This window comes from Streptacidiphilus sp. EB129 (assembly GCF_041262645.1).
Classification (GTDB): domain Bacteria; phylum Actinomycetota; class Actinomycetes; order Streptomycetales; family Streptomycetaceae; genus Streptacidiphilus.
Genome location: NZ_JBGCCS010000005.1, coordinates 323,949 through 344,131 on the forward strand (window position 1 = coordinate 323,949; position 20,183 = coordinate 344,131).

The window sequence follows — 20,183 nt, forward strand, 5'->3', positions numbered from 1 at the left end:
CCCGTCCCGACGGCCGGTCGCACGGCTACAGCGCCGCAGGCTCCTCGGCGCCGCGCCGGGCGGCCAGCGGTGCCCGTACGCCGATCTTGCGGGCGGGCGCCCCGGCCCAGACCTCGTAGGGCCCGGTGGAGCGGGTCAGCACCGCGTTGGCGCCGACCACCGTCCCGCGTCCGACGGTCAGCACGCCCTCCTTGCACAGCACCTTCGCGCCGGAGCACAGCACCGCGCCGTCCTCCACCACCACCCCTTCCATCAGGCTCTGCTCCTGCGGCACCCACGGGTCGGCCCGGCCGATGGTCACCCCGTTGTAGAGGGTGACGTCCGCGCCGAGCCTGGTCCACGGGTGCAGCACGGTGCCGAAGCCCCGGTGGAACACCCGCAGCCCGGGCCCGATCTCGGCTGCGGCGGGCACCTCCACCCCGTACAGGGCGAGGACCTCCTGGACGGCGCGGCGCAGCAGTGGCTGGCGGCGGCGCTGGATCAGTGCGGCGACAAGCGACATGGACCCATGGTGCGCATCACACCCTCCAGGCGTCGTACGCCACGCGCGCGGCCTCCCACTTGTCAGCTGAGCGCACCATCGGGGGACGGGTGGAGACCGTACTACGCGCGGCCGGATACCCTGGGGGGCGACTACTCCATCCGTTCCCGAGCCACGAGGACCCGCGACCGACGTGTTCGATACCCTTTCCGACCGCCTCGCAGCGACGTTCAAGAACCTCCGTGGCAAGGGCCGCCTGTCCGAGGCGGACATCGACGCCACCTGTCGCGAGATCCGCATCGCCCTGCTGGAGGCGGACGTCGCGCTGCCGGCGGTGCGCGCGTTCATCAAGCAGGTCAAGGATCGGGCGCTGGGCATCGAGGTGTCCCAGGCGCTGAACCCGGCCCAGCAGGTCATCAAGATCGTCAATGACGAGCTGGTCAACATCCTCGGCGGTGAGACCCGCCGGCTGCGCTACGCCAAGACCGGCCCGACCGTGATCATGCTGGCGGGTCTGCAGGGTGCCGGTAAGACCACCCTCGCCGGAAAGCTCGGCCACTGGCTCAAGGAGCAGAAGCACACCCCGCTGCTGGTCGCCTGCGACCTGCAGCGCCCCAACGCGGTCACCCAGCTCGGTGTGGTCGCCGAGCGCGCCGGGGTCGCCTTCTTCGCACCCGAGCCGGGCAACGGCGTCGGCGACCCGGTCAAGGTCGCCAGGGACTCCATCGAGTTCGCCAAGACCAAGCAGTACGACGTGGTCATCGTCGACACCGCCGGTCGCCTCGGCATCGACGCCGAGCTGATGCAGCAGGCCGCGGACATCCGCGCCGCCGTCAACCCGGACGAGGTCCTCTTCGTCGTCGACGCCATGATCGGCCAGGACGCGGTCACCACCGCGCAGGCCTTCCTCGAAGGCGTCGACTTCACCGGTGTGGTGCTCTCCAAGCTGGACGGCGACGCCCGAGGCGGCGCCGCGCTGTCGGTGGCCCACCTCACCGGCCGTCAGATCATGTTCGCCTCCAACGGCGAGAAGCTGACCGACTTCGACGCCTTCCACCCCGACCGGATGGCCTCGCGCATCCTCGGCATGGGTGACGTGCTCAGCCTGATCGAGCAGGCCGAGAAGACCTTCAGTCAGGACGAGGCCGCCAAGATGGCGTCCAAGCTGGCCAGCAAGGGCGGCAAGGAGTTCGGCCTCGGCGACTTCCTGTCCCAGCTGGAGCAGGTCTCCAAGATGGGCTCGCTGTCCAAGCTGCTCGGGATGCTCCCGGGCATGGGCCAGATGCGCGACCAGATCAACAACATCGACGACCGTGACGTGGCCCGGGTCGGCGCGATCATCAAGTCGATGACGCAGGCCGAGCGGGACGACCCGAAGCTGATCAACGGCTCGCGCCGGGCCCGGATCGCCAAGGGCTCGGGCGTGCACGTCTCCGAGGTCAGCAGTCTGGTCGAGCGGTTCTTCGAGGCCCGGAAGATGATGTCGGCGATGGCCGGCGGCAAGGGCATCCCCGGGATGCCGGGCATGCCCGGCATGGGCGGTGGCGGGTCCCGCAAGGCCAAGCAGCAGAAGCAGGCCAAGGGCAAGAAGCAGTCCGGCAACCCGCTGAAGCGCGCCGCCGAGCAGAAGGCCGCGCTGGAGCGCAAGACGACGGGCCCGGTCGACGGCGCCGCGTTCGGTCCCGGCGCGGCGAAGCTGCCGGAGAACTTCGAGCTCCCCAAGGAGTTCAAGGACCTGTTGTGACGGGTGGGGCGCGGAGCTCCCGATCCTGCGGTCAGGGCGTCGTCGGATACGCGATGATGTTCCGATGCGAGTGGAGATCCGAGCCCCCCGACTGTCCGACGCCTCCGTCTACGCCGCCGCCGTGCGCCGCTCCGCCGAACACGTGGGCCGCTGGAACCCGGTGGAACCGGACGGGCTGGTCGACCTGGTACGCCGTCAGGGCGAGACCCTGCGCAGCTTCCTGATCTTCGACGTCGAGGACGGCGGCCTGGTCGGCAGCTGCAATGTCGCCAACATCGTCAGAGGCCGGTTCTGCAACGGCTCGCTGGGCTACAACTCCTACCTCCCCTACAACGGCACCGGCCGGATGACCGAGGGCATGCGGCTGGTGGTCGACCGCTGCTTCACCGGCGAGGTCGAGGGCGGGCTCGGCCTGCACCGGCTGGAGATCAACGTCCAGCCGGAGAACGGCCCCTCGATCGGGATGGCCGAGCGGCTCGGTTTCCGTCACGAGGGGTACACCCCGCGCATGCTGTTCCTCCAGGGCGCCTGGCGCGACCACGAGCGCTTCGCGCTGACCGCGGAGGAGTGGGCCGGCCTGGACCAGGCCGGCCCGGGTGCCGCGGCGTCGGGTGGCGCGGGGTCGGGTCAGACCGGCGGCAGGCCGTAGAGCTTCTCGCCGTGCACCGCGAACAGCAGCGTGCCGTCGGTGGACAGGTACCAGTCCTTGTCGGTCTGGCCGTCCTGGAAGTTCCACAGCTGGTGGCCGCCCGACTGCTCGACGGCGTACAGGCCGGTCGGCTCCACGCCCTGCCCGACAAAGACAGTGGCGCCGATCGTCACCACCGGGGTGGGGACGATGCCGAGGGACAGCTCGGTCTCCCACCTGACCGCTCCGGACGTGCCGTCCAGGGCGATCAGATGGCCGTTGTCGCCCATGTCCTGCACATACACGGTGCCACCTTCGCCGGCGGCGGGCAGGTAGTAGTACGGCACCGTCTTGGGCCCCTTGGAGGCGAACACCTGAGTGCCGTGCGCCAGGTCGAAGCCGAGCAGGGTCGGGCCGTCCACGTACAGGGTGCTGCCCATGATCAGCGGCTGGACCTGGGTCTGGGTGCCGTCCTTGCTGCCGAAGTTCTGGGACCACAGCTGGCGCCCGTCGCCGGTGCTCCGGACCACCACGTTGTTCTGGTCGTTGGTGTAGACGAGGTAGCCGCCGGAGACCAGGCCGGCCACCTCGTAGTCGGCCGACGCGTTCCGGGGCTGCGCCCAGCGCAGCGCCCTGGTTTTGAGGTCGATCGCAAGAACATAGGTGGTGGCGGTGTTCTGCAGGTCCATGCCGATCAGGTAGGCGCTGCTGTCGTCGGTCGCGAGCAGCAGGCCGAAGCCGTAACCTCCGGCGCTCTGCAGGGTCCAGAGCTGCCCGCCCGACGACGGGTCCAGACCGGTCAGCGTCTGGTTGGGTCCGGTCAGCCCGACCAGGACGCCGCCGGCCAGCGTGCCGGCCGGGAAGGGGTAGCGGGGATTCAGCTGCGGTCCGGTCCAGGCCACCTTCCCGGTGGCGGAGTCCAGTGCGGTGGTGGGGCCGTCGCTGAAGACGAAGACCTTGCCGTGCCCGGCCAGCGCCGGTGCCATCTGCAGGCTGCTGCCGGGGAAGGTCCACAGCGGCTGCGGCGGCACACCGGCCGCACGGGTCGGGAAGGAGCTGGGCGAAGCGGAGGGGGAGGCGGAGCCGTTGGAGGTGGGCCCGGCGTTCTTGTGGGTGGTGGCGGACGAGTGGGACGACAGGGCCAGGGCGGTACCGCCGCCGACCACGGCGACGCCGAGCGCGCCCAGGGCGCCGAACAGCAGCCTGCGCCGTGACGGCGCGTCAGCGCCGCCGGTCGCGCCGGCCGCGGCCGTGACGACGGTGGGCGGGCCGGCGGGCGTCGCCGCGGTGCCGCCGCCGAGCAGCACCGTGCCGTGCTCCGGGCCGCCCGGGGCGTCGCCCTGGCCGAGTGTCACCGTCCCCTCGGCCGGCATCCCCTGGCCGGCGGGGGTGCTCTGGCCTGCCGGGGCACCCTGCGCGCCGGATGCCGGGGCGGCCGCGCCGGCCGCGCCGGTCCTGGGGTCGACCGGGGTGGGTCGTGGCGCGGGGGTCTCCAGCTCCATCACCCGGGCCGCGTGCTGCGCGATCCCGCTCGCCACCGCCGTCGGCAGCCAGCCGCCGCGCAGCAGTTCCTCGGTGCCGTCCGGTGCCAGCATGGCGACCAACTGCGCCGGGGTGGGCCGGTCCGCCGGGTCCTTGGCCAGGCAGGCGCCGACCGCCTCCCGCAGCCCCTCCGGAAGTGCGCCGAGTTCGGGGGCGTCGTGCACCACCCGGTAGAGCATGGACGCGGCCGAGTCCTGCCCGAACGGTCCGTAGCCGGTCGCGGCGAAGGCCAGTACCGAGCCCAGCGAGAAGACGTCCCCGGGCGGGCCGACCGGGCGACCCGAGGCCTGCTCCGGGGACATGAAGCCGGGGGAGCCGACGATCACACCGGTGCTGGTCAGGTTGCCGCCGTCGAGGGCGCGGGCGATGCCGAAGTCGATCACCCGGGGGCCGTCCGCGGCCAGCAGCACATTGGAGGGCTTGAGGTCGCGGTGGATCAGGCCGGTGCCGTGGATCGCGCCGAGCGCCTCGGCCAGCACCGCCCCCAGCGCCCGTACGGTGGCCTCCGGCAGCGGCCCGTACTCGACCACCGCGTCGGTCAGCGAGGGGCCGAGCACATACGCGGTGGCCAGCCAGGGGCTGTCCGAGTCGCGGTCGGCGTCGACCACCGGTGCGGTGTAGGCGCCGTCCACCGACTGCGCGGCGGAGACCTCGCGCCGGAACCGGGCCCGGAAGTCCGGGTCGCCGGCCAGCTCCGCCCGCACCACCTTGACCGCCACGGTGCGCCCGCCCGCCGAGCGGGCCAGGTAGACCCGGCCCATCCCACCCGCGCCCAGCCGCGCCACGAGCCGGTATGGACCTATCGATGATGGATCGTCACGCTCAAGAGGCTCCATGGCCTGTCCCCGTCCCCCGTACCGCCTGTCACGTGCCGCTCTTCGGCAACGGCCGACAGTGTAGACGCGCGAAGGGGACACAGGAATGACATCCGTATTGTCCGCAATGACGCCAAAGTGACTGGCTGGACCCGGCTGGACGCTTCCGCGGATACGGCAGTCGGAGCCGGAGACTCCCGACGGGCGTGACGCCTACGCCGTCCCCGGAACGCCGCGCCGGCCGTGGGGATTCTGCGGCCTGTGCGTTCCGTGCGGCCGTTCGGCGAGGGTGTAGCGGAAGACGTTGCGCATCCGCACCGAGCCGTCCCTGCGCAGGTACGGGTGCAAGGCTTCGGTGACCTCCTTCTCCACCTGCCGCGCGCCGGAGTACTCGGCGGCGGCGTCGAACACCCCGGTGGACAGCAGCCCGCGCACCGCGGTGTCCAGGTCCGGATAGGCGAACGGGCAGAGCGCCAGTCCGCCGCCGCCCAGTCGCAGGCCGGCCCGCGCCACCATGCGCTCCACCGCGCCGGGCGCGCTCAGCGCGAACGGCGCGTACGGCGCGCGCCGCAGCGGGTCCGCCAGCCGCCGCGCGACCTGCAGCACCGTCGCGCTCTCGCAGCGCTCCGGCGGTCCCCAGGTCGCCAGCGCGACATGCCCCCCGGGCACCGTGAGCCCCGCCGCGTCCCGTACCAGGGCCTGCGGATCCGCCGTACAGGTGAGATGTTCGAAAGCGGTGACCAGCGAATGCGCCGCCGGCTGCGCCCCCGCGCTCCCCCCGGGGCCCAGCTCCCGGTAGATGTCACCGAGCACCCGCAGCGACCGGTCCTGGGCCAGCGAGCGGAGCTCCGCCTCCGGTTCGAGGCCGACCACCTCCGCGCCCCGGCCCATGGCCAGCAGCAGGGCCAGCCCGGAGCGGCAGCCGAGCCCCAGCACGCTGGTGGCCGGGCCGACCTCAAGCCGGTCGTACACCGCCTGGTAGAGCGGGACCAGCATGCGTTCCTGGATTTCCGCCCAGTCCCGCGCCCGTTGGCGCGCCCGCGCACGCTCCGTCGTACCGGACGACGACGCCGGTCCGTGCGTCAGCACGCCGTTCGCCGTTGCCGTGGAAGCCATCACGTCGGCTCCTTCGATCCGGGCCTGCCGCGGGGCGTGAGGGACACCCCGCGCTGTCACCACGAACACGGAGGCCCCACCGGATCGTGCGGGAGCAACGGGGGCGCCTCCGCCTCCAGACAACTCCGCCCGCGCCCCCGAGTCCAGAGCGCGGAGGTATTGATTACGGGTCGCACCCATGCGCCCCGTACCATCAGCGCATGGCAAAGGCTCCCGTTCTCACCCCCCAGGCGGACGATTTTCCGCGCTGGTACCAGGATCTGATCAACAAGGCCGAACTGGCCGACAACGGTCCGGTGCGCGGCACCATGGTCATCCGACCGTACGGCTACGCGCTGTGGGAGCGGATGCAGCAGGAGATGGACGCCCGCATCAAGAAGGCAGGCGCGCAGAACGCCTACTTCCCGATGTTCATCCCGCAGTCCTACCTCACCCGCGAGGCCGAGCACGTGGAGGGCTTCGCTCCCGAGCTGGCCGTGGTCACCCACGGCGGCGGCAAGGAACTGGACGAGCCGATCGTGGTCCGGCCGACCTCCGAGACGATCATCAACGAGTACTTCTCCAAGTGGGTGCAGAGCCACCGCGACCTGCCGCTGCTGATCAACCAGTGGGCCAACGTGGTCCGCTGGGAGCTGCGTCCGCGCATCTTCCTGCGCACCACCGAGTTCCTCTGGCAGGAGGGGCACACCGCCCACGCCAGCTACGAGGACGCCCGCGACTACGCCTCGCGGATCCACACCCAGGTCTACGGCGACTTCATGACCAACATCCTCGGCATCGACGTGGTGCTGGGCCGGAAGACCGCCAAGGAGCGCTTCGCCGGCGCCATCAACACCCTCACCCTTGAGGCGATGATGGGCGACGGCAAGGCGCTGCAGATGGGCACCAGCCACGAGCTGGGCCAGAACTTCGCCAAGGCCTTCAACACCCAGTACCTCTCCAACGGCTCCGAGCGCGAGTACGTCTGGCAGACCTCCTGGGGCGTGTCCACCCGCATGGTCGGCGGCCTGATCATGTCGCACGGCGACGACAACGGCCTGCGGGTGCCGCCGCGGCTGGCGGCCACCCAGGTCGTGGTGCTCGCGATCAAGGGTGACGACGCCGTGGTGACCAAGGTCCGCGAGATCGGTGCCGCGCTGGAGGCGGCGGGTGTACGCGTGGTCGTGGACGACCGCACCGACACCCCGTTCGGCCGCCGCGCCGTGGACTGGGAGCTCAAGGGCGTCCCGCTGCGCATCGAGGTGGGCCCGCGCGACCTGGAGAACGGCACCGCGATGCTGGCCCGAAGGATCCCGGGCGGCAAGGAGCCGGTCTCGGTGGACGCCCTGGCGTCGCTGGTCCCCGGCATCCTGGAGGAGGACCAGGCGCTGCTGCTGCGCCAGTCCCGAGAGCGCCGCGAGGCCCGCACCGTGGACGTGGCCGACCTCAACGAGGCGGTCGAGGCGGCGGCCACCGGCTGGGGCCGGATCTCCTGGGCCGAGCTGGGCCCCGAGGGCGAGCGCAAGCTGGCCGAGCAGGGCGTCTCGGTGCGCTGCATCGTCGCCGCCGACGGTTCGGTCCCGGCGACGGACGACCAGGAGGGCAACGTCGCCATCGTCGCGCGTGCGTACTAGGACTACGTCATTCCTCTCGTCGGCTCGTGAAACCGACTAGACGATCTACGTAGCAGAACCGGTTCACCGCTGCCTCCCGGAAGCGGTGGGCCGGTTCTTGCCTTCCCTGCTTCGTATTCGAAGACCCTTGCCTGATCAGCAAGATGACGACGAGTCAGGAAAATCTCAGCCCCCGGAGGGAACCCTTCCGGGGGCGCTCGCATGTTCAGCGCTCAACGAAAGCGCCGACTTGTCGGAACACTGCGGAACTCTCCGTCGTTGGCGTAGCGTGAGCACGACACAACAACCACTGGTCCTTGCAGCCGAGCTGGCCCTCGCCTGGGGCGACATCCAGCGCCACCACTCCGACCTGCCCAATCTCGCGGCACCGGAATCGCTGATCGGGGAGTCCTCCTCGGCCTGCGGCACCGAGTTGGGCTTCGAGCGACTGCTGCACGAGGCAGCCCACGGTCTCGCCGCCGCGCGCGGCATCCGTGACACCTCACGAGCAGGTCGCTACCACAACCGCCGATTCCTGGCCCTCGCCGACGAGCTCGGCCTGGACCACACCGCCGACCCGCACCCGAGCAGCGGATTCTCGCTGGTCACCATGCGGCCGGAGACCCGCGAACGCTACGGCGACACCATCGAGCGACTGCAGCGCGCCCTGGGCGCGCACGCGGCCGCGACCAGTGGTGCCGCCGGCGACCGCTCGGGCAGCTTCCGCGGCCCGGCGACCCGACACGGCTCCTCCGGGGGCGGCGTCCGGGTCAAGGCGGTCTGCGACTGCGGGCGCAACGTCCGGGTGGTGCCCTCGGTGCTCTCGCAGGCGGCCATCGTCTGCGGCGCCTGCGGGCAGCCCTTCCGCATCGCCGACGGCCCGGCGGCTTCCCGCAGCTGATCGCCGCCGCGGGGCCGCCGCCCCGCGGAGGCCGAAGGCTGCGGCGCTGAAGGACCGCGGTGCCTGAAGGCCGCGGGCTCGGGCTGCCGGCGCGGGGGTCGGCAGGTCAGCTTTGCCATGCCCGGTTGTGCCATGCCCGGGCACCCGCCCTACCCGGACGCCGCAGCGAGAGAGCGCCGCCGTCCGGTGCGCAGGGCTGTCACCGGGTGGAATTCCCCCTGCCCGGGCTATGGCACAATGGACAGCTGAGTACTCGGCAGCCGAGCAGGACCCCTCTCTCCTCCGGCTGACGTGTCCGTCGAGCAGCCTGCAGCCGCAACCCCACGTGGAATGCGCGGCTGCTCACCCACGTCAAATCCAGGAGAACCACTCCCGTGGCAGTCAAGATCAAGCTGAAGCGTCTCGGCAAGATTCGCTCCCCGCACTACCGCATCGTCGTCGCCGACGCCCGCACCAAGCGTGACGGTCGCGCGATCGAGGAGATCGGCATCTACCAGCCGACCTACGACCCCTCGATCATCAAGGTCGACAACGAGCGCGCCCAGTACTGGCTGAGCGTCGGCGCCCAGCCGACCGAGGCCGTGCTCGCCATTCTCAAGCTCACCGGTGACTGGCAGCAGTTCAAGGGCCTCCCGGCCCCGGCGCCGCTCAAGGTCGCCGAGCCCAAGGTCACGGACTTCTCGCACCTGTTCGCGAAGGCCGTCGCCGGCTTCGAGGACTCCACCACCGGTGTGGCCATCACCCCGAAGGCCAAGAAGTCGGACAAGAAGGACGAGGCCGCGGCCGAGTCCGACGCTCCGGCCACCGAGGCCTGATCATGCTCGAGGAAGCCCTCGAGCACCTGGTGAAGGGCATCGTCGAGAACCCGGACGAGGTCCAGGTGCGTTCGCGAGAGCTGCGCCGGGGCCGCATCCTTGAGGTGCGCGTGCACCCCGAGGACCTCGGCAAGGTCATCGGCCGGGGCGGCCGCACCGCGCGCGCTCTGCGCACCGTGGTCACCGCCCTCGGCGGTCGCAGCGTCCGGGTCGACCTGGTCGACGTGGACGGCGTGCGATAAGCCATGAGGCACCACTCGGGGCCGGTCAGGACTAGCGTCCTGACCGGCCCCGAGGCTTTTCTTCACCCCCTGGGTCTCCACTCCCCGGGTCTTCCCACTCTGTAGGAGAGCATCACCGTGCAGCTCGTCGTCGCCCGGATCGGTCGCGCCCACGGCATCAAGGGCCAGGTCTCGGTGGAGGTACGCACCGACGAGCCGGAACTGCGGCTCGCCCCGGGCGCCGTGCTGGCCACCGACCCCGCCTCGGCGGGCCCGCTGACCATCGCCGAGGGGCGGTTCCACAGCGGCAGGCTGCTGCTCCGCTTCGAGGGCGTCGGTGACCGCACCGGCGCCGAGGCGCTGCGCGGCACCATGCTGATCGCCGAGGTCGACCCCGAGGAGACCCCGGAGGATCCGGAGGAGTTCTACGACCACCAGCTCATCGGCCTGGCCGTGGTCCTGGCCGACGGCAGCCCGGTCGGCGAGCTCACCGGCATCGCGCACCTGCCCTCGCAGGACCTGCTCACGGTGACCCGTCCGGACGGGGGCGAGGTGCTGGTCCCGTTCGTCACCGAGATCGTCCCCGAGGTCGACCTGAAGCTGCAGCGGGTCGTACTCACCCCGCCGCCGGGCCTGATCGACCCGGAGGCCGCCGTCATCGACTCCGCCGACGACGTGGCCGCTGCCGACAACGCCGCCGACGTCGCGGAGTGACGGCGGTGCGCATCGATGTCGTCACGATCTTTCCCGAGTACCTGGAGCCGCTGAACGTCTCCCTCGTCGGCAAGGCCCGCGCCCGCGGCCAGCTCGACGTGCGGCTGCACGAACTGCGCGAGCACACCACCGACGTGCACCGCACCGTGGACGACTCCCCGTACGGGGGCGGCCCGGGCATGGTGATGAAGCCCGAGCCCTGGGCCGCCGCGCTGGACCAGGTGGTGGCCTCCGCCGGGCCCGGGGACGGTGCGGTGCCCACGCTGGTGGTGCCCACCCCCAGCGGACGGCTGTTCACCCAGGAGCTGGCCCAGGAACTGGCCGGACGCCCCTGGCTGGCCTTCGCCCCGGCCCGCTACGAGGGCATCGACCGGCGGGTCATCGAGGAGGCCGCCGAGCGGATGCCGGTGGTCGAGGTCTCCATCGGCGACTACGTGCTGGCCGGCGGCGAGGTCGCGGTGCTGGTGATCGTCGAGGCGGTGGCCCGGCTGCTGCCCGGGGTGCTCGGCAACGCCGAGTCGCACCGGGACGACTCCTTCGCGCCGGGCCGGATGGCCGACCTGCTGGAGGGCCCGGTCTACACCAAGCCCGCCGACTGGCGCGGCCGCGGCGTGCCCGAGGTCCTGGTCAGCGGCAACCACGGGAAGATCGCCCGCTGGCGCCGGGACCAGGCCTTCGCCCGTACCCTGGCCAACCGCCCCGATCTGGTCGAACGCTGGGACCGTGACGGCATGGACAAGCACGACCTGGCCGCGCTGGGCGCCCTGGGCGTGTGGTGGGACGAGGAAGCCGGACGATTTCTGCACACGCCGGTCGATGTGGAACAATAGGCGATTGCTGCCTGTCCTCGGCCGCTGACCGGGTCCCGACCCGGACGGCCGGCCCGGTGCCCCTGCCACGGGGGAGACATCGCCAACCGAGCGGCACACAGCGCAATCCATTTCTCACGACGTTCCGTGGGTGGCCCGTGGCGCTCACGATGGAGACAACCATGAGCAACCTGCTCAGTGCTGTCGACGCGGCCTCGCTGCGTACCGACATCCCCGCGTTCCGCGCCGGTGACACCGTCAACGTGCACGTCCGCGTCATCGAGGGCAACCGCTCCCGTGTCCAGCAGTTCAAGGGCGTCGTCATCCGCCGCCAGGGCGACGGCATCCGCGAGACCTTCACGGTCCGCAAGGTCAGCTTCAACGTCGGCGTGGAGCGCACCTTCCCGGTGCACACCCCGATCGTCGAGAAGATCGAGGTCGTGACCCGTGGCGCCGTCCGTCGCGCCAAGCTGTACTACCTCCGTGACCTGCGCGGCAAGGCCGCGAAGATCAAGGAGAAGCGCGACCGCTGAGTCCTCTCTCACCGCAGTGCCTTAGGCTGCTGCGGCGATGGAGACCCACACAGCACCCGAGGACCGCGAGTCCGCGGCCGACCCCGACGAGGGACGGCCTGCGGACCCGCGGTCCTCTGCCGTGTCCGGGGTGCCGTTCGCCCGGCTGCTGCGCGCGGCGCTGCGCCGGCTGCGGCCGGGCCGGCCGGGGCGCGGCGGGCTGCTCCGGGACGTATTGCTGCTGGGCGGGGTCTGCGCGCTGGTGCTGAGCCTGGTGGCCGGCTTCGTGGCCCGGCCGTACGGCATTCCCAGCGGCTCCATGGAGGGCACGCTGCAGATCGGCGACCGGGTCGTGGTGAACCTGCTGGCGTACCGTTTCGGCGGCACTCCGCAGCGCGGCGACGTGATCGTCTTCGACGGGCGCGGGTCCTTCGTCGACGACGGTGCGGCGAAGCCGGTCGACGCCTCCGTGGACGATTTCGTCAAACGGGTGATCGGCGTCGCCGGGGACACCGTCACCTGTTGCGACAGCGGCGGCCGGATCTCGGTGGACGGCGTGCCGGTGGACGAGAGCGGGTACCTCTACCCCGGTGACGTCCCTTCCGCGGTGCCGTTCTCGATCAAGGTCCCGTCGGGACGGCTCTTCGTCCTGGGCGACCACCGTTCCGACTCGCTCGACTCCCGCGCCCACCTCGGCGACCCCGGCGGCGGCTACGTCCCGGTCGACAAGGTGACCGGACGGGTGGAGTGGGTGGTCTTCCCGGTCGGCCACTGGCGTTCGGTGGACCGCCCGGCCGCCTTCGCCGTGCTCGCGGCCGAGCTGGCGGCGAAGGGCGGTGGCGGCCATGGGCACCAGGGGTAGGACCCGGAGGCCGGAGGCCCGGCCCGGCGGCGAGGGGGGCACCCGCGCGGACCGGGGGCGGGCGGAGCGCCGCCGCGCCGCCAGACGCGCCGGCCGGCGCCGTCAGCGGTCGCTGCTGCGGGAGATCCCGCTGATCATCGTGGTCGCCCTGGGCATCACCCTGCTGCTGCAGACCTTCCTGGTCCAGGTGTTCTCGATCCCCTCGGGGTCGATGGAGAACACCATCGCCATCGGCGACCGGGTGGCCGTGGACAAGCTGTCGCCCTGGTTCGGCGAGCAGCCGCAGCGCGGCGAGGTGGTGGTCTTCAACGACCCGGACAACTGGCTCAAGGACGACCCGGTCCCGCAGGACGGGGCGGTGCTGGGCGCGATCAAGGGCGCCTTCACCTTCGTCGGCCTGCTGCCGTCCGACCGGGACCTGATCAAACGGGTGATCGGCGTCCCCGGCGACGTGGTGGCCTGCTGCGACAGCCAGGGCCGGGTGACCGTCAACGGCAAGCCGCTGACCGAGCCGTACATCTACCCGGGGAACCCGCCGTCCCGGATCAGCTTCAAGGTCACCGTGCCGCCGGGTGATCTGTGGGTGATGGGCGACCACCGTGACATCTCGGCGGACTCCCGGTTCCACCTGAACAGTGCCACCGGTGGCTTCGTCCCGGAGAAGGACGTGGTCGGCCGGGCGGTCGCGGTGATCTGGCCGTTGTCCCACTGGCGCACGCTGCCGGTGCAGTCGATCGACGCGACGGCGGCCGACACCGGCGGCCCGGTGCGCGCAGATCAAAGAGTTCGTCAAGTATCGTCCGGGGCAGGCCCCGGGCCGGTTCCTGGGGAACCTCCGCTCGTTATGGGTGTGGCTGCGACTGCGACCGCGTCCGCAACGTGGATCCGTCGGCGCCGGACGACACAACGAACGCGTGCGGGCCGCTGGCCGCACAGCAGCTGAAGGAGACGATGTGGGGGATCTGGTGCTCGGTGGCCAATCCGGTGTCGGAGAGCCCGACGGCTCTACGGGCCGTACCGTGGAGCCCGTGGACGAGAGAGAGCCCGGGCAGGCCGGCAACGATCCGACGGCGGACCATGCCGCGGACCCCCAGCGGGACAGTACCGACGAGGTGCTCGCGGGGGAGGACGACGAGGAGTCGGACGGTTCCGGAAAGGGGCGGAAGCAGAAGAAGCAACGCTCCTTCTGGAAGGAGCTGCCGATTCTGATCGTGGTGGCGCTGGTGCTGGCACTGGTGATCAAGACCTTCCTGGTCCAGGCCTTCTCCATCCCCTCGGGGTCGATGGAGAACACCCTGCAGATCGGTGACCGGGTGCTGGTGGACAAGCTGACCCCGACCTTCGGTGACAAGCCGTCGCGCGGGCAGGTCGTGGTCTTCCACGACCCGGGCAACTGGCTCTCCGACGAGGCTCCGCAGCAGCAGAGCAGCAACTCCTTCGTCCGGGGCGTGCAGGACGTCTTCAGCTGGATCGGGCTGATGCCCGCCGCCAACGAGAAGGACCTGATCAAGCGGGTCATCGCGGTCGGTGGCGACACCATCAGCTGCAGTGGCACCGGCCCGGTGATCGTCAACGGCAAGGCCCTGGTCGAGCCGTACATCTACCCGGGGGCCACCCCGTGCGGGGACAAGAACTTCGGCCCCTTCAAGGTGCCCGCCGACTCCATCTGGGTGATGGGCGACCACCGCAACGACTCGCTCGACTCCCGGTACCACATGGACGAGCCGGGCGGCGGCGCGGTGGCGGACAAGTTCGTGGTCGGCCGCGCCATCGTGGTGGCCTGGCCGCTCTCGCACTGGGCCACCCTGCCGATCCCGTCCACCTTCAGCCAGGCGGGTATCAACACGCAGGCGGCGGGCCCGGTGGGCGCGCTGCTGGTGAACGATCCCGCGGTGGCCGGACTGATCGGCGCCGTGCCGCTCACCTACCTGCAGCGCCGGTACCGCATCCGCCGTGCGGACCGCTCCGAGCGGGGCGGTGCGAAGAACCGCGACTGAACCGGCATCCGGCAACCCTTGCGAAGGCCGCAGTACCGACCAGTAATCTGCTGGGACGTCCTGCGGCCTCTCCGCTGCCAGGACACCTGAGCTTGGGAGCGGGCACATGTCGGTACGTGGACTGGGACGGGTGCTGCAGGGGGTCGGCATAGCCGTCGGACTGCTGGGACTGATCGGCGGCTTCGTGCTGCTGGCGGTGCAGTACCGCCCCTACTCCGTGCCGACCGCCTCGATGGTCCCGACCGTGCAGCCGGGTGACACCATCCTGGCGCACCCGGTGAAGCCGCAGGACATCGGGCGCGGTGACGTGGTCGTGTTCCGCGATCCGCTCTGGGGCAACGTGCCCGAGGTGAAGCGGGTGGTCGGCCTCGGCGGCGACCGGGTCGCCTGCTGCGACGCGACCGGCAGGCTCACCGTCAACGGCGTCCCGGTGACCGAGCCCTATCTGGCGACCGGCCTCGGCAGCAGCCTGGGCAGCACGAAGTTCAGCGCCACCGTCCCGGCCGGGCGGTTGTTCCTGCTGGGCGACAACCGCGCGGTGTCGCTGGACTCGCGGACCCACCTGGGCGTCGACGACGGCACCGTGGCCGCCTCCGGCGTGGTGGGCAGGGTCGAGGGCACGGTCTGGCCGCTCGGGTCGGCCCGTACGATCCAGCGCACCGCCGCCTTCGACGCCCTGCCCGGACAGGACGCCACCGCGCACGGCCCGCTGGCCCTCGCCGTCGCGGCCACCCTCGGCGGTGGCGCGCTGGTGCTGCTGACGGCGGCAGCGGGTACCGTCGGTGGACTGCTGACCAGACGGCGAGGGAGTCGCGGATGACGGAGCCCAAGCGACGGGCCGCCCGGGTGCTGCTGCTCGACCCGGCCGACCGGATCCTGCTGCTGCACGGTTTCGACCCGCTGGTGCCGGGGCGGCACTGGTGGTTCACCCCGGGCGGGGGCGTGGAGCCGGGGGAGAGCCTCACCGACGCGGCGCTGCGCGAGGTGGCCGAGGAGACCGGCATCAAGGATGTCGCCCTCGGCCCGCTGGTCGCCCGCCGCTCCAGTGCGTTCACGTTCGACGGGCGCAGCTTCGACCAGGACGAGTGGTATTACCTGGCCAGGACCGGTACCACCGCGCTGGACGCCTCCGGTCAGACCGAGCTGGAGCAGCGCACCGTCGACGAACTGCGCTGGTGGACGGTGGACGCGCTGACCGGCACCCCGGACACGGTCTACCCGGAGGGCCTGGCCCCGCTGCTGGCCGCGCTGCTGGCGGACCCGGAGGCCCACGGGGCACCGGACCGCCCGGTCAGGCTCCTCAGCACTGCCCCGTGGTCCACAATGGACGAACATACGCACAGCTGAGGGGAACGTGGGGATGAGTGCCGAGGACCTCGAAAAGTACGAGACCGAGATGGAGCTCAAGCTCTACCGGGAGTACCGCGACGTCGTCGGGCTGTTCAAGTTCGTGATCGAGACCGAACGCCGCTTCTACCTCACCAACGACTACGAGCTGCAGGTGCACTCGGTCCAGGGCGAGGTGTTCTTCGAGGTGTCGATGGCGGACGCCTGGGTCTGGGACATGTACCGACCGGCTCGATTCGTTCGCAAGGTCAGAGTGCTGACCTTCAAGGACGTCAATGTGGAGGAGCTCGCCAAGAGCGATCTGGAGCTGCCCTCCGACGAACCCGGCTTCGGGCCCTGACCGTACCGAACAGCCGCCGCTGAACGACGGTCGACGTCGTCAACATTCCGCCGCCCGGATCACCCTTCCGGGCGGCGGTTTTTTGCCCACCCCCGGATCTGTGCACAGGCCGCCGCAGACCGCTGGTCCGGCCCCTCAGTACCCGGCAGATTGCTGCCCGGAGGTGATCGTGATGACCGCACGCACACAGGCCCTCGGCCGCTACGGCGAGGACGCCGCCGCCCGCCATCTGGCCGCCGCCGGGCTGACCGTGCTGGATCGCAACTGGCGCTGCCGAGCCGGTGAGCTGGACATCGTCGCCCTGGACGGCGACACCCTCGCCGTCTGCGAGGTGAAGACCCGTTCCGAGCACGGCTTCCAGAGCCCGGCGGAAGCGGTCGACCCGGTCAAGGCCGAGCAGCTGGTCCGACTCGCCGAGCGCTGGCTGGCGGAGCGCTGGCAGGCCCCGCCGCCGCCCGGCGGGGTGCGGATCGACGTGCTCTGCGTCGTGCACGGCCGCCGGGGCGCGGCCAGGATCCACCACCTGCCAGGGGCGGTGGGCTGAGATGGCCTTCGCCCATACCGGCTCGGTGGCGCTGGTCGGCGTCGACGGCGTGGTGGTGGAGGTCCAGGCAGACCTGGAACCCGGCGTCTCGGCCTTCACCATCGTCGGCCTGCCCGACAAGGCCCTCAGTGAGGCCAGGGACCGGGTGCGCGCGGCAGTGGTGAACTCCGGCGAGAAGTGGCCGCAGCGCAAGCTCACCGTCGGTCTGTCGCCCGCCTCGGTGCCCAAGAGCGGCAGCGGTTTCGACCTGGCCATCGCCTGCGCCGTGCTGGCCGCCGCCGACCGTCTCGATCCCGCCGTCATCGCCCGGCTGCTGCTGATCGGCGAGCTCGGCCTGGACGGCCGGGTCCGGCCGGTGCGCGGGGTGCTGCCGGCCGTCCTGGCCGCCTCGGACGCCGGGTACCAGCAGGTCGTGGTGCCCCGGGAGACCGCTGCCGAGGCTGCGCTGGTGCCGGGCATGGTGGTGAGCGGCGTGCGGTCGCTGCGCGAGCTCCTCGCCCTGCTCGGCGGCGAGGCCCCGCCCGAGGAGGAGCCGGAGAGTGAGGAGCCCGCGCTGCCGGGCCGCGCCCTCGCCGGTCTCTCGCTGCCCGGCCTCGGGGTCCGGGGGCGGGCGGTCGGCGAGGCCGGCTGCGGCGATCTCGCGGACGTGGCGGGCCAGTACGAGGCCCGCAGGGCGCTGGAGATCGCCGCCGCAGGAGGCCACCACCTCTTCCTGAAGGGCCCGCCGGGAGCCGGGAAGACCATGCTGGCTGAGCGGCTGCCGGGGATCCTGCCACCGCTCACCCCGGAGGAAGCACTGGAGGTGACCGCGGTGCACTCGGTCGCCGGACTGCTGCCCGCCGGTCGCCCGCTGGTGCAGCGCGCCCCCTACTGCGCCCCGCACCACTCCACCACCATGCCCGCCATCGTCGGCGGCGGGAGCGGCCTGCCGCGCCCGGGCGCGGTGTCGCTGGCCCACCGCGGCGTGCTCTTCCTGGACGAGGCCCCCGAGTTCCCGGTCCGGGTGCTGGACGCCCTGCGCCAGCCGCTGGAGAGCGGCGAGGTGGTGATCGCCCGCTCGGCCGGATCACTCCGGCTGCCCGCCAGGTTCCTGCTGCTGCTGGCCGCCAACCCCTGCCCCTGCGGGCGCTGGTCCCGGCGCGGGGAGGGGTGCGAGTGCAGTCCGACCATGGTCACCCGCTACCAGGCGAGGCTCTCCGGGCCGCTGCTGGACCGGGTCGACCTGCGGGTCCAGGTGGAGGCGGTGACCCGGATGGAGCTGATGGACCGCGACACCACTGCCGAGAGCACCGCGACCGTCGCCGCCCGGGTGCTGGCCGCCCGGGACCGTGCCGCGGCCAGGCTCAGGGACACGCCGTGGCGGACCAACGGGGAGGTGCCCGGCCACGCCCTGCGCACCCGCTGGCGGCTGGAACCCGGAGCCTGCTCCGACGCCGAACGCGAGATGGAGCGCGGCCTGCTCACCGCGCGAGGTCTGGACCGGGTGCTGCGGGTGGCCTGGACGGCCGCGGACCTCGGCGGCCTGGACCGCCCGGGCCGCGACGAGGTCCGCACCGCCCTGGCCCTGCGCAGCGGCCTCTGACCGGCCGCCGTACCCGTCGACCGACCGCCGCGACCGACACCAGGAGGCTGGCCGCTTGCTCACCGACACCCTCGCGGACCTGCGCACCGTTCCGGACACCGAGCGACTCGCCCGGGCCGCGCTGAGCCGCATCATCGAGCCCGGAGACGAGCCGGCAGGGCTGCTGCTGGCCGAGCACGGCCCGATCGAGGCCCTGGACCGGCTCAGTCTCGGCCGCCACCTGCCCGCGCCGCTCGCCCGCAACGCCGAGGGCTACCGCGCCCGGGCGGCCGTGGCCCGCCCCGCCGTCGACCTCGACCGGGCCCGGAGCCTCGGTGCCCGCCTGGTCTGCCCCGGCGACGCGGACTGGCCCAGTCAGCTCGACGACCTCGGCCCGATCCGGCCGGTGGCGCTGTGGGTGCGCGGGGGCGTCTCGCTGCGGCTGCTCGCGCTGCGTTCGGTGGCCATGGTCGGGGCTCGTGCCTGCACCGCCTACGGCACCCACACTGCCTCTGCGCTGGCCGCAGAGCTCGCCGACGCCGCCTGGGTCGTGGTCTCCGGGGGCGCCTACGGCATCGACGCCGCAGCGCATCGCGGGGCGCTGGCGGCCACCGGGATCACCATGGCGGTGCTGGCCTGCGGCGTCGACGAGATCTACCCGCGCGGGCACAGCGCCTTGCTGGCACGCATCGCCGAACAGGGCCTGCTGGTCAGCGAACTGCCGTTGGGGGCGCATCCGACCAAACCGCGCTTTCTGCTCCGCAACCGGGTCATCGCGGCTCTCACCCGGGGCACCGTCGTGGTCGAGGCCGCGCGCCGCAGCGGTGCGCTGAGCACGGCCCGGCGCGCCCTGGACCTGAACCGGATGGTCATGGGCATCCCCGGACCGATCACCAGCGAGCTCTCGACGGGCGTGCACGCCCTGCTGCGCTCCGGTGCGACCCTGGTCACCGAGGCCGCCGAGATCATCGAACAGGTCGGCGACATCGGTACTGATCTCGCCCCGACGCGCCGGGGGCCGATCCTCGCACGGGACCAGCTGAGCGCGGACGCGCTGCGGGTCCTCGAAGCCGTTCCGGCCGGTGCGCAGGGCGCGCCGGTGGAACGGCTGGTCCGGGGCTCGGGACTGGCCGCCGACACGGTGCTGCAACGCCTCTACGAGCTGGGCTCGCTCGGGCTGGTGGCGCGGACGGGTGCGCACTGGCGGCTCGCATGAGGCCGGGCGCGCCCCCGCGTGGACCCACCTGATCGAGCGAGCGCCCGTTGTGCATAGCTCTCAGAGAGCACTCGGTCACGCTACGCTCACAACCGCTCGACCGAACGCAGTAGGTGGATCAGCAGAACGGCACACGACGACGCATGTTCAGGTACTCAGGCTTCCCCGGGGACGAACCCCGCGCCTCCGACGCCAGGCGCCTCCGCTCCGCGCCTGCCCGAGGCGCGGCCACCCAGGGCGAGACCTGGAGTAACCCCGGCGCCGTCCCGTCCGCCCGAACGCCGGCCCCCGGCGCCCGGTCAGCGCCCCCCGCCGCGCCGGGCCTCCCTCCCGAGCCCACACCCCCGGCGGTGCCGGACCTCGCAGGCGCCCCTGTGCCCGCCCCCGCCTCCGCGCGCGCCGTCGTCCCCGCCTCCGCGCCCGCCT

Annotated in this window: 21 protein-coding genes; 18 read left to right on the top strand and 3 right to left on the bottom strand. The window is 72.0% G+C overall.

Features of this window, described 5'->3' with window-relative positions:
- Positions 1-25 precede the first annotated feature (25 nt).
- A complete protein-coding gene (locus tag ABH925_RS09235) occupies positions 26-502 on the bottom strand; it encodes a hypothetical protein (protein WP_370146754.1) in 477 nt (158 codons plus the stop codon).
- A 172-nt stretch (positions 503-674) separates the two neighbouring features.
- On the opposite strand from ABH925_RS09235, the gene ffh reads away from it, so the two are divergent.
- Complete coding sequence (gene ffh / locus ABH925_RS09240; protein WP_370146755.1) at positions 675-2,225, top strand: signal recognition particle protein; 1,551 nt, start codon at positions 675-677, stop codon at positions 2,223-2,225.
- A 64-nt stretch (positions 2,226-2,289) separates the two neighbouring features.
- Positions 2,290-2,874 carry a GNAT family N-acetyltransferase gene (locus tag ABH925_RS09245; protein ID WP_370146756.1) on the top strand — a complete coding sequence of 195 codons (585 nt, stop codon included), beginning with the start codon at positions 2,290-2,292 and terminating at the stop codon, positions 2,872-2,874.
- Here the strand turns inward: ABH925_RS09245 and ABH925_RS09250 are convergent.
- Entirely contained in the window at positions 2,853-5,180 is a 2,328-nt protein-coding gene (locus tag ABH925_RS09250) for a PQQ-binding-like beta-propeller repeat protein (protein WP_370146757.1), read from the bottom strand. The two genes, ABH925_RS09245 and ABH925_RS09250, sit on opposite strands and share 22 nt — an antisense overlap.
- A 243-nt stretch (positions 5,181-5,423) precedes the next feature.
- Positions 5,424-6,326 (bottom strand): class I SAM-dependent methyltransferase, encoded by a 903-nt coding sequence (locus tag ABH925_RS09255; RefSeq protein ID WP_370146758.1) that lies wholly within the window; start codon positions 6,324-6,326, stop codon positions 5,424-5,426.
- Positions 6,327-6,526: 200 nt separating this feature from the next.
- Here ABH925_RS09255 and proS point away from each other — a divergent pair, with 200 nt between their 5' ends.
- The 16 genes from proS to dprA all read left to right on the top strand — a co-directional run bounded on the left by proS (position 6,527) and on the right by dprA (position 19,757).
- Positions 6,527-7,939 (top strand): proline--tRNA ligase, encoded by a 1,413-nt coding sequence (gene proS / locus ABH925_RS09260; RefSeq protein WP_370146759.1) that lies wholly within the window; start codon positions 6,527-6,529, stop codon positions 7,937-7,939.
- Between the two features lie 268 nt (positions 7,940-8,207).
- Positions 8,208-8,819 (top strand): hypothetical protein, encoded by a 612-nt coding sequence (locus ABH925_RS09265; protein WP_370146761.1) that lies wholly within the window; start codon positions 8,208-8,210, stop codon positions 8,817-8,819.
- A 374-nt stretch (positions 8,820-9,193) separates the two neighbouring features.
- Entirely contained in the window at positions 9,194-9,634 is a 441-nt protein-coding gene (gene rpsP, locus ABH925_RS09270) for a 30S ribosomal protein S16 (protein WP_034090133.1), read from the top strand.
- A gap of 2 nt (positions 9,635-9,636) precedes the next feature.
- Positions 9,637-9,876, top strand: coding sequence for an RNA-binding protein (locus ABH925_RS09275; RefSeq protein ID WP_030263860.1), 240 nt, complete (start codon positions 9,637-9,639; stop codon positions 9,874-9,876).
- A gap of 117 nt (positions 9,877-9,993) precedes the next feature.
- Positions 9,994-10,569, top strand: coding sequence for a ribosome maturation factor RimM (rimM, locus tag ABH925_RS09280; RefSeq protein WP_370146763.1), 576 nt, complete (start codon positions 9,994-9,996; stop codon positions 10,567-10,569).
- A gap of 5 nt (positions 10,570-10,574) precedes the next feature.
- A complete protein-coding gene (gene trmD / locus ABH925_RS09285; RefSeq protein WP_370146765.1) occupies positions 10,575-11,399 on the top strand; it encodes a tRNA (guanosine(37)-N1)-methyltransferase TrmD in 825 nt (274 codons plus the stop codon).
- A gap of 161 nt (positions 11,400-11,560) precedes the next feature.
- A complete protein-coding gene (rplS, locus tag ABH925_RS09290) occupies positions 11,561-11,911 on the top strand; it encodes a 50S ribosomal protein L19 (protein ID WP_370146766.1) in 351 nt (116 codons plus the stop codon).
- A gap of 37 nt (positions 11,912-11,948) precedes the next feature.
- Positions 11,949-12,752 carry a signal peptidase I gene (lepB, locus tag ABH925_RS09295; protein ID WP_370146767.1) on the top strand — a complete coding sequence of 268 codons (804 nt, stop codon included), beginning with the start codon at positions 11,949-11,951 and terminating at the stop codon, positions 12,750-12,752.
- Positions 12,736-13,695, top strand: coding sequence for a signal peptidase I (lepB, locus tag ABH925_RS09300; protein ID WP_370146768.1), 960 nt, complete (start codon positions 12,736-12,738; stop codon positions 13,693-13,695). The genes lepB (ABH925_RS09295) and lepB (ABH925_RS09300) overlap by 17 nt, the downstream gene beginning before the upstream one ends.
- A gap of 10 nt (positions 13,696-13,705) precedes the next feature.
- Positions 13,706-14,749, top strand: a complete 1,044-nt coding sequence (gene lepB / locus ABH925_RS09305; protein ID WP_370146769.1) for a signal peptidase I — start codon at positions 13,706-13,708, stop codon at positions 14,747-14,749.
- Between the two features lie 106 nt (positions 14,750-14,855).
- Positions 14,856-15,569: a signal peptidase I gene (lepB, locus tag ABH925_RS09310; protein WP_370146770.1), complete on the top strand. Its 714-nt coding sequence runs from the start codon at positions 14,856-14,858 to the stop codon at positions 15,567-15,569.
- A complete protein-coding gene (locus ABH925_RS09315; RefSeq protein ID WP_370146772.1) occupies positions 15,566-16,096 on the top strand; it encodes an NUDIX hydrolase in 531 nt (176 codons plus the stop codon). Before lepB (ABH925_RS09310) ends, ABH925_RS09315 begins: the two co-directional genes overlap by 4 nt.
- Before the next feature lie 13 nt (positions 16,097-16,109).
- Complete coding sequence (locus ABH925_RS09320) at positions 16,110-16,436, top strand: DUF2469 domain-containing protein (protein WP_370146773.1); 327 nt, start codon at positions 16,110-16,112, stop codon at positions 16,434-16,436.
- 172 nt (positions 16,437-16,608) lie between these two features.
- A complete protein-coding gene (locus ABH925_RS09325) occupies positions 16,609-16,980 on the top strand; it encodes a YraN family protein (protein ID WP_370146774.1) in 372 nt (123 codons plus the stop codon).
- Position 16,981: 1 nt separating this feature from the next.
- A complete protein-coding gene (locus tag ABH925_RS09330) occupies positions 16,982-18,562 on the top strand; it encodes a YifB family Mg chelatase-like AAA ATPase (protein ID WP_370146775.1) in 1,581 nt (526 codons plus the stop codon).
- A 55-nt stretch (positions 18,563-18,617) separates the two neighbouring features.
- Positions 18,618-19,757 (top strand): DNA-processing protein DprA, encoded by a 1,140-nt coding sequence (dprA, locus tag ABH925_RS09335; RefSeq protein ID WP_370146776.1) that lies wholly within the window; start codon positions 18,618-18,620, stop codon positions 19,755-19,757.
- Positions 19,758-20,183: the final 426 nt, after the last annotated feature.